The sequence below is a fragment of the Luteococcus sp. genome (assembly GCF_043424415.1).
In the GTDB taxonomy this organism is placed as follows: Bacteria; Actinomycetota; Actinomycetes; order Propionibacteriales; family Propionibacteriaceae; genus Luteococcus.
In genome coordinates this window covers 1-7,629 of record NZ_JBHWOO010000318.1, presented here as the reverse complement: position 1 = coordinate 7,629, position 7,629 = coordinate 1, and the positions used below count along the sequence as shown (strand labels likewise).

The following is a 7,629-nucleotide window of genomic DNA, read 5'->3' as shown; positions in this document are numbered from 1 at the left end:
ATACTTGGCCCCCGAATGATCGGGGGCCACGGGCCGTTGGAACTGGATGCCTTGGTCAGGCGCGAGGAAGCTCGGGGGTGTCGTCCGCACCGTGGTGGTGCGCATCCTCGATCTCCTCGGCGGTGGGCTTGACGATCTCGTCACCCACCAGGAAGCGGCTCGCACGAGCACGCTTCTTGCTGACGGGGGCGTCATCGTCGGTGTCCACCATGTCGTACTGCTTGTGCTGGGTGAGCGTGAAGGCCTCGTCGTGGCTGACCGGGACGTGAGCCTCCGAGTAGTGCCCCGAGGGGTCGCGCACGATGATGCCGGACTCGGAGCCGTGCAGGACGCGCTCGTTGTCACGCCGCTGCAGCGACAGGCAGATCCGCTTGGTGACCATGAAGGCGACGATCGGGGCCAGGAAGACCGCGAAGCGCAGGAACCAGGTGATGGCGTTCAGGCTCAACTGGAAGTTGGTCGCGATGATGTCGTTGGCACCACCCAGCCAGAACATGGCGTACCAGGTCATGCCCGCCACGCCGAGCGCCGTACGGGTCGGGGCATTGCGCGGCCTGTCGAGCAGGTGGTGCTCAGCCTGGTCGCCCGTGATCCACCGCTCGATGAAGGGCCACACACCCAGACCGGTGAACAGGATGCCCATCAGGCCGACACCGGGAAGGAAGATGTTCCAGCTCCAGGTGGTGCCACCGATGTGGCTCTCCCAGTTCGGGATGATGCGGATGGCACCCTCGACCCAGCCCATGTACCAGTCAGGCTGCGAACCGGCCGTTACCTGGGCAGGGTTGTACGGGCCGTACTTCCACACTGGGTTGATCTGCATCAGACCACCCATCAGCACGCAGAAGCCGAAGACCACGAAGAAGAAGCCCCCCGCCTTGGCCATGTACACCGGGAAGAGCGGGTAGCCCACCACGTTCTGCTCGGTGCGACCCGGGCCGGGGTACTGGGTGTGCTTGTGGTAGACGATCAGCGACATGTGGGCCGCGATCAGGCCCAGCAGGATGCCGGGCAGCAGCAGGATGTGCGCCATGTAGAGACGGGGCACGATCGCGGTACCCGGGAACTCCCCACCGAAGATGAAGAACTCGGCCCAGGTGCCGATCAGCGGGATCGAGCGGATCAGGCCGTCCGCGAAGCGCAGGCCCGTGCCCGACAGCAGGTCGTCCGGCAGCGAGTAGCCAGCGAAGCCCTCGATCAGGCTCAGGGCCATCAGGGCAACACCGATCACCCAGTTGATCTCACGGGGCTTGCGGTAGGCGCCGGTGAAGAAGACGCGCAGCATGTGGGCGACGCCACCGGCGATGAACAGCAACGCTGCCCAGTGGTGGATCTGACGGACCAGCAGGCCACCGCGGATGTCAAAGCTGAGCGTCAGGGTCGACGCATAGGCCTCGGACATCGGGATGCCGCGCATCAGCTGGTAGGCGCCGTGGTACTCCACTTCAGCCATCGACGGGCGGAACCAGATCGTCAGGAAGATGCCGGTGATCAGGCAGACGATGAAGGAGTACAGGACGATCTCACCGAGCAGGAAGCTCCAGTGGTCGGGGAAGACCTTGCGCAGGTTGTGCTTGCCCAGACGGGCAAGTCCCAGACGTTCGTCGAACCAGGTGTAGCCGCCGCCACGCTTGGCGGCCGACGTTGCGCCGGTGGGTCGCTGTGCCTCGACGGGCTCGGCATTCTCGGCAACGGCTGCGGGGCGTGCCATCAGTTGTCACCCTTCTTGTAGTCGTTGCGGGAGTCCCGCTCGAAGTAGCTCGGGCCCACCGGGACCGTGAAGTCGCTACGGGCAATGAGGTTGCCCTCGCTGTCCGTGGTGATCGGCAGCTGGGGCAGGGCCCGGGCGGCGGGACCGAAGACCACGACGCCGGAGTCGCCCAAGTCGAAGGTCGACTGGTGGCAGGGGCACAGCAGGTGGTGCGACTTCTGCTCCCACAGCGAGATCGGGCAACCGACGTGGGTGCAGATCTTGGAGTAGGCCAGGATGCCATTGACCTGCCAGTCCTTGCGACTCTCGGGGACCTTGATCGAGTTCGGGTTCATGCGCACGATGATGATCGCGGCCTTGGCCCGCTCCTGGTGGAAGGCCACATGGTCCTCGTGGGCCAGCGGCTCCAAGGTCTCGGGCTCGGCGTTGACCATCTGGCCGATCTCGAGCTCGGAGGCCTTGATCGGCTTCCAGGTGACGTCGTTGACGAGCTTGACGCCCTCGGCCCAGATCGTCTTCTCGATGGTCGCAGCCCGCGTTCCCTTGCCGGGGTGGGGGCCCATGTCGGCGAGGCTGACGACGGCCGGGACGGCCGCCAGGCCGGCGGCACCGGCGAGCATGCCACCGATCAGCTTGCGACGGCCGATGTCGGAGTCCTTGACACCGGCGCTCCAGGACTCGGCCATCTCGGCGTGGTCGTCCTCGCTGGAGGCGATCGGGTGACGGACGTCGACGACCTCCTCGTCATTCATCAGCTGCTTGGCCCAGTGGATCGTCGAGAAACCGATCAGCAGGACGGCCAGACCGCCGGTCAGACCGAGCAGGATGGTGTGGGCGTTGCTGTGCCAAGGCCCGAAGTTGACGACATCGCCCTTGGGGACGGCGAAGTAGATCACCACGAACAGGATCGAGCACAGCATTGACAGGGCGAGCATGCCGACGATCTGGCGCACGACGCGAGCGGCAGCCGCCGGGTTCACGTCCGTCCAGCGCTCGACGTGCTCCTCCATGCCCGGGTCGGTCACGGGGTGGTAGGACACCGGCTCCGCGGAGGTCACGGACTGGCCGTGGGTGTCGATCTCAGTTGACTTCATCGGGCACGAGCCCCCTTCTTTGCGAGCCACATGGCGACGAGGACGAGGCCACCGATACCGATGATCCAGCCGTAGAAGCCCTCGGAGACGGGGCCGAGGCCACCGAGCTCCAGGCCACCGTACTGGGGCTGCTCACGCACCTCGGCGAGGTAGCCGATGATCTCCTTGACGTCCTGGTCGGGCAGGGCGCCCTCATTGAAGACCGGCATCTGCTGGGGGCCGGTGCGCAGCGCCTCGTAGATGTGCTTGGAGGAGACATTGGTCAGCGAGGGGGCGTAGGCACCATTGGGCAGCGCACCACCGCGGCCCTCGATGTTGTGGCAGGCCGAGCAGTTGGTGCGGAAGAGCTCGCCGCCGCGGGCGATCTCCTCCTCGCTGAGGCCGGCCGGGGAGTACTTGCTCTCGGCGGGCACCTTGGGACCCTTGCCGAGGGTGGCGACATACGCGGCGATCGCGTCGATCTCCTCCTGCGTGTACTCGGGAGCCGCATCACGCGGGGCCTGGGCCATCGGCTTGGACAGCGGCATGCGGCGCGTGCCCATCTGGAAGTCGACAGCAGCAGCGCCAACACCGATCAGCGACGGGGCCTGGCTGGTGCCCTCACCGTTGAGTCCGTGGCAGGACGAGCAGGTCACGTCGTAGAGGCCCTTGCCCTGGACGACCTGCGGGTTGGTGTTGGTGTCGGCCGCGGACTGCTCGGCCGGTGAGACCACCGAGTACACGGCGCCCATCATGAACAGTGCGAGAAGCAGGGTGAGCGGCTTGGCCGCCGGGTGCTTGCGTCGCGTGGACAGGAATCGCACGGGATCGCCCTCTCTGGTGGATTAGTTGGGAAGCAGGTAGATGACCGCGAACAGGATGATCCAGACCACGTCGACGAAGTGCCAGTAGTAGCTGATCACCATCGCGCTGACGGCCTGTTCGTGGGTGAAGGTGCGGGCCAGATAGGTGCGGCCGAGGATGAACAGGAAGGCGATCAAACCACCCGTCACGTGCAGTCCGTGGAAGCCGGTGGCCAGGAAGAAGGCCGACCAGTAGGCATCGGTGCCGATGTTGATTCCCTCGCTGAAGAGCTTGGCGTACTCCCAGACCTGGCCGCTGATGAAGACGGCTCCCATCAGGAAGGTCAGGATGTACCACTCGCGCATGCCCCACTTGCCGATGTTCAGCAGGCCGCTGGTGCGCTTGACCTGGCCGTGCTCGGCCTTCATCACGCCGAGCTGGCAGGCGAAGGAGGAGAGCACCAGGATGCCGGTGTTCACGCTGGCGAAGACCACGTCGTGGTGGTTCTGGCCGACCTGGAACATCGTCTCGGTGCCGGGGGCCGCCTGCGCCCCGGTGAACTCGCGAATCATGAAGTACGCGGCGAAGAGGGCGGCGAAGAACATCAGTTCGCTCGCCAGCCAGATCCAGGTCCCCAGGGGGACCATGTCGGGCCTGCCCTTCGGCGCGTGCAGGCGCGAGGGGGCGATCGGGTGCACGGCCCCCACGGGCGTGCCATGAACGGCGCTGGTCGCATGCGGAGAAGTAGCCACGGGAGCATTATTGCCTCAAAAGGCCGGTTTGGCACGTCGGACACTGGCGATGGACCACAACATGGCACGTGACGCTCCTTGTGGCGGCGCCGGACCCCTTCCCGCGCTGGATGATTCGCGCGATAGCATCTAGTCCAGGGCGGCCGGCCCGCCGAGTCGAGCTGCGCCTTGTGACCTACCACCGAACGAACAGGACGACGATGAGCGACCAGGCATCCAGCGGACGCACCCTCAAGGTTCTGCTGTACTCCGACGACCGCAGCACTCGTGACCAGGTGCGACTGGCCCTGGGCCGTCGCGTGGCCGCGGACCTGCCCGAGGTGGAGATCTTCGACACCGCGACCGCACCTGCCGTGGTCAAGGCCGTCGACTCCGGGCTCTACGACGTCCTGGTCCTCGACGGGGAGGCCACCCCCTATGGCGGCATGGGCCTGTCCCGCCAGCTCAAGGAAGAGGTGGCCGACTGCCCACCCGTTCTTCTCCTGGTCGCCCGTGTGGCCGATGCCTGGCTGGCCACCTGGTCCAATGCCGATGCGATCGAGGCCTTCCCCGTCGACCCGATGCGCCTTCCCGCGACCGTCGCGGACCTGGCTCGTCGACGCCTGGCCGCGGCACAGGTGGGCCGGTGAGCCCAGCACCGCGCTGGCCAGACCTGCTGACCCGCCTCGCGGACGGTCAGGACCTCTCGCCGAGCCAGACCCGCTGGGCGATGGATGAGATCCTCTCGGGCAACGCCACCCCGGTCCAGATCGCAGGTTTCGCCGTGGCGATGCGAGCCAAGGGCGAGACGGTTGGGGAATTGCAGGCCCTTGCCGATGTGATGACCGAGCACGCCACCCCGATCACCCTGGCCGACGACGCCGTCGACATCGTGGGCTCCGGGGGTGACCGGGCCAACACGGTCAACATCTCCACGATGGCCGCTCTGGTCGCCGCGGCCGCGGGGGCCAGGGTGGTCAAGCACGGGAACCGGGCTGCGTCGTCCATGTGCGGAACCGCGGACTGCCTGGAGGAACTGGGCGTTCGACTCGATGTCGATCCCACCCGTCAGCAGTGGGTCTTGGACCGAACCAACATGGTCTTCCTCTTCGCCCCCCGCTACCACCAATCACTGCGCCATGCTGCTGGACCGCGCAAGGAGCTGGGGATCCGCACCCCCTTCAACCTGCTGGGCCCCCTGACCAATCCCGCCCGACCGGTGGCCCAGGCGATCGGCGTGGCCGATCCCGTCTCGGCCGAGCTGATGGCCGGCGTCCTCACGGCACGGGGTAGCCGCGGTCTGGTCTTCCATGGTGGCGACGGACTGGACGAGTTGACCACCACCACGACCAGCCATGTCTGGCTCATCGGTGGCGGACGCATCGCGCGGACGACCTTCGACCCGGCCTCGCTCGGACTGCAACCGGCGACGCCCGACGACCTGGTCGGCGGCCCACCCGCGGTCAATGCTGCCGTGGTGCACGAGGTACTGGATGGCAGGACCGGTCCGGTCCGTGACATCGTGCTGCTCAATGCGGCCGCCGCCCTGGCGGCCTTTCGGGGGATCGACATCGACCAGCCCCTGGCCCCGCAGATGGAAGCTGCCCTGTCGGACGTGGCTCGTGCCGTGGACGACGGTGCGGCCCACCGCACCCTGGCCGCGCTCGTCGAGGCCACCCAGCAGGCCTGAATCCCGCCGCCGAGTCCAGCAGCGAGGGGGCTCGGTCGTGCCCCAGCACGAGCGTGCAAGATGGGCTCGTGCGATTTCTCACCGACAAGCCAGGCCATGACCTGACCTACAACGACGTCTTCATGGCACCGAACCGCTCCAGCGTCACCAGCCGGATGGACGTGGACCTCACCTCGACCGACGGCATCGGCACTCCCCTTCCCATCGCGGTGGCCAACATGACGGCCATCAGCGGCCGCCGGATGGCCGAGACCATCGCTCGTCGCGGTGGCATCGCCGTCCTTCCCCAGGACATCCCCACCGACGTGGTGGGCCGCTCCATCGACCGCGTCAAGGGGGCCCACGCGGTCTTCGACACCCCGGTGCGGGTCACTCCCGACACGACCGTGGGTGAGGCCATGGCGCTGCTGGGCAAGCGTGCCCATGGCGTGGTCATCGTCGTCGAGGAGGGCCACCCGATCGGCATCGTCTCCCCCACCGAGGCCAATGGGGTGGACCGCTTCGCCCAGGTGCACGAGGTGATGACGACCGACCTGACCCTCGTCGACCCCGCGAGCAGCCCCCAAGAGGTCTTCGACACCCTCTCGGCCCACCACCAGAAGGTGGCCCTGGCGGTCGACGAAGAAAGTCGACTTGTTGGCATCATGACGAGCAAGGGTGCCCTGAGAGCAGCCATCTATCGCCCTGCTCTCGACCCGCAGGGTGACCTGATGGTGGCCGCCGCGGTGGGGATCAATGGCGATGTCGCAGGCCGCGCCCAGGCCCTGCTGGAGGCCCGGGCCGACGTCCTGGTGATGGACACGGCCCACGGACACCAGGAGAAGATGATCGACGCCCTGTCGACGGTCTCCCGGGTGCGTGACGATTTCGAGGCCAGCTCCGGCCGGCGGATCCCCATGGTTGCCGGCAACGTGGTGACGCCACAGGCGGTGCTGGACCTGGCGGAGGCCGGTGCCGATGTCCTGAAGGTCGGGGTCGGGCCGGGCGCGATGTGCACCACCCGGATGCAGACCGGCGTGGGACGTCCCCAGTTCTCCGCCGTCCTGGACTGCGCCGAAGCAGCACAGTCCGTCGGCAGGGCGGTGTGGGCCGACGGCGGCGTTCGGCATCCACGTGATGTCGCCCTGGCCCTGGCGGCAGGCGCGGGCAGCGTGATGGTGGGCTCCTGGTTCGCCGGCACGCACGAGTCCACTGGAGACCTGCTGGTCGATGCCCAGGGACGCCACTACAAGGAGTCCTTCGGCATGGCGAGCGCCCGGGCCGTGAAATCACGCACCCGTGCCCAGTCCGCCTTCGATCGCGCTCGAGCCGCCCTCTTCGAGGAGGGCATCTCCAGCTCCAAGATGTACCTGGACCCGGCCCGACCCGGTGTCGAGGACCTGGTGGACTGGATCACCTCTGGCCTTCGCTCGGCGTGCACCTACGCGGGCGCCCGCACCCTCGAGGAGTTCGCCGAGAAGGCAGTGGTGGGCGTCCAGAGCCCCTCCGGTTATGACGAGGGACGTCCCTTGGCACAGTCCTGGAGCTGATGGCCGACCGCCGGGCCCCTGCCCGGGATTGGACGACGACGTGCTGCGGGCCCCGACTCCATGGAGTCGGGGCCCGCAGCACGTCGTCGTC

The 7,629-nt window shown here is 67.3% G+C and carries 7 protein-coding genes; 3 read left to right on the top strand and 4 right to left on the bottom strand.

All coding sequences use genetic code 11. The annotated features are described in order from the left end of the window. Positions 1-55: 55 nt before the first annotated feature. The 4 genes from ACHFFZ_RS17625 to ACHFFZ_RS17610 all read right to left on the bottom strand — a co-directional run bounded on the left by ACHFFZ_RS17625 (position 56) and on the right by ACHFFZ_RS17610 (position 4,226). Positions 56-1,711, bottom strand: a complete 1,656-nt coding sequence (locus tag ACHFFZ_RS17625; protein ID WP_394277878.1) for a cytochrome bc complex cytochrome b subunit — start codon at positions 1,709-1,711, stop codon at positions 56-58. Continuing rightward, positions 1,711-2,721, bottom strand: coding sequence for a Rieske 2Fe-2S domain-containing protein (locus tag ACHFFZ_RS17620; protein ID WP_394277880.1), 1,011 nt, complete (start codon positions 2,719-2,721; stop codon positions 1,711-1,713). Before ACHFFZ_RS17620 ends, ACHFFZ_RS17625 begins: the two co-directional genes overlap by 1 nt. A gap of 80 nt (positions 2,722-2,801) precedes the next feature. Next, complete coding sequence (locus ACHFFZ_RS17615; RefSeq protein ID WP_394277877.1) at positions 2,802-3,608, bottom strand: c-type cytochrome; 807 nt, start codon at positions 3,606-3,608, stop codon at positions 2,802-2,804. Between the two features lie 21 nt (positions 3,609-3,629). Continuing rightward, on the bottom strand, positions 3,630-4,226 hold the full coding sequence (locus ACHFFZ_RS17610; protein WP_394277879.1) for a heme-copper oxidase subunit III: 597 nt from the start codon (positions 4,224-4,226) through the stop codon (positions 3,630-3,632). A 314-nt stretch (positions 4,227-4,540) separates the two neighbouring features. On the opposite strand from ACHFFZ_RS17610, the gene ACHFFZ_RS17605 reads away from it, so the two are divergent. From ACHFFZ_RS17605 to ACHFFZ_RS17595, 3 genes are all read left to right on the top strand, one after another. Next, positions 4,541-4,969, top strand: a complete 429-nt coding sequence (locus tag ACHFFZ_RS17605; RefSeq protein WP_394277876.1) for a response regulator — start codon at positions 4,541-4,543, stop codon at positions 4,967-4,969. Continuing rightward, a complete protein-coding gene (gene trpD / locus ACHFFZ_RS17600; RefSeq protein WP_394277875.1) occupies positions 4,966-6,009 on the top strand; it encodes an anthranilate phosphoribosyltransferase in 1,044 nt (347 codons plus the stop codon). The genes ACHFFZ_RS17605 and trpD overlap by 4 nt, the downstream gene beginning before the upstream one ends. A 68-nt stretch (positions 6,010-6,077) precedes the next feature. Further along, a complete protein-coding gene (locus ACHFFZ_RS17595; protein WP_394277874.1) occupies positions 6,078-7,538 on the top strand; it encodes a GuaB1 family IMP dehydrogenase-related protein in 1,461 nt (486 codons plus the stop codon). Positions 7,539-7,629: the final 91 nt, after the last annotated feature.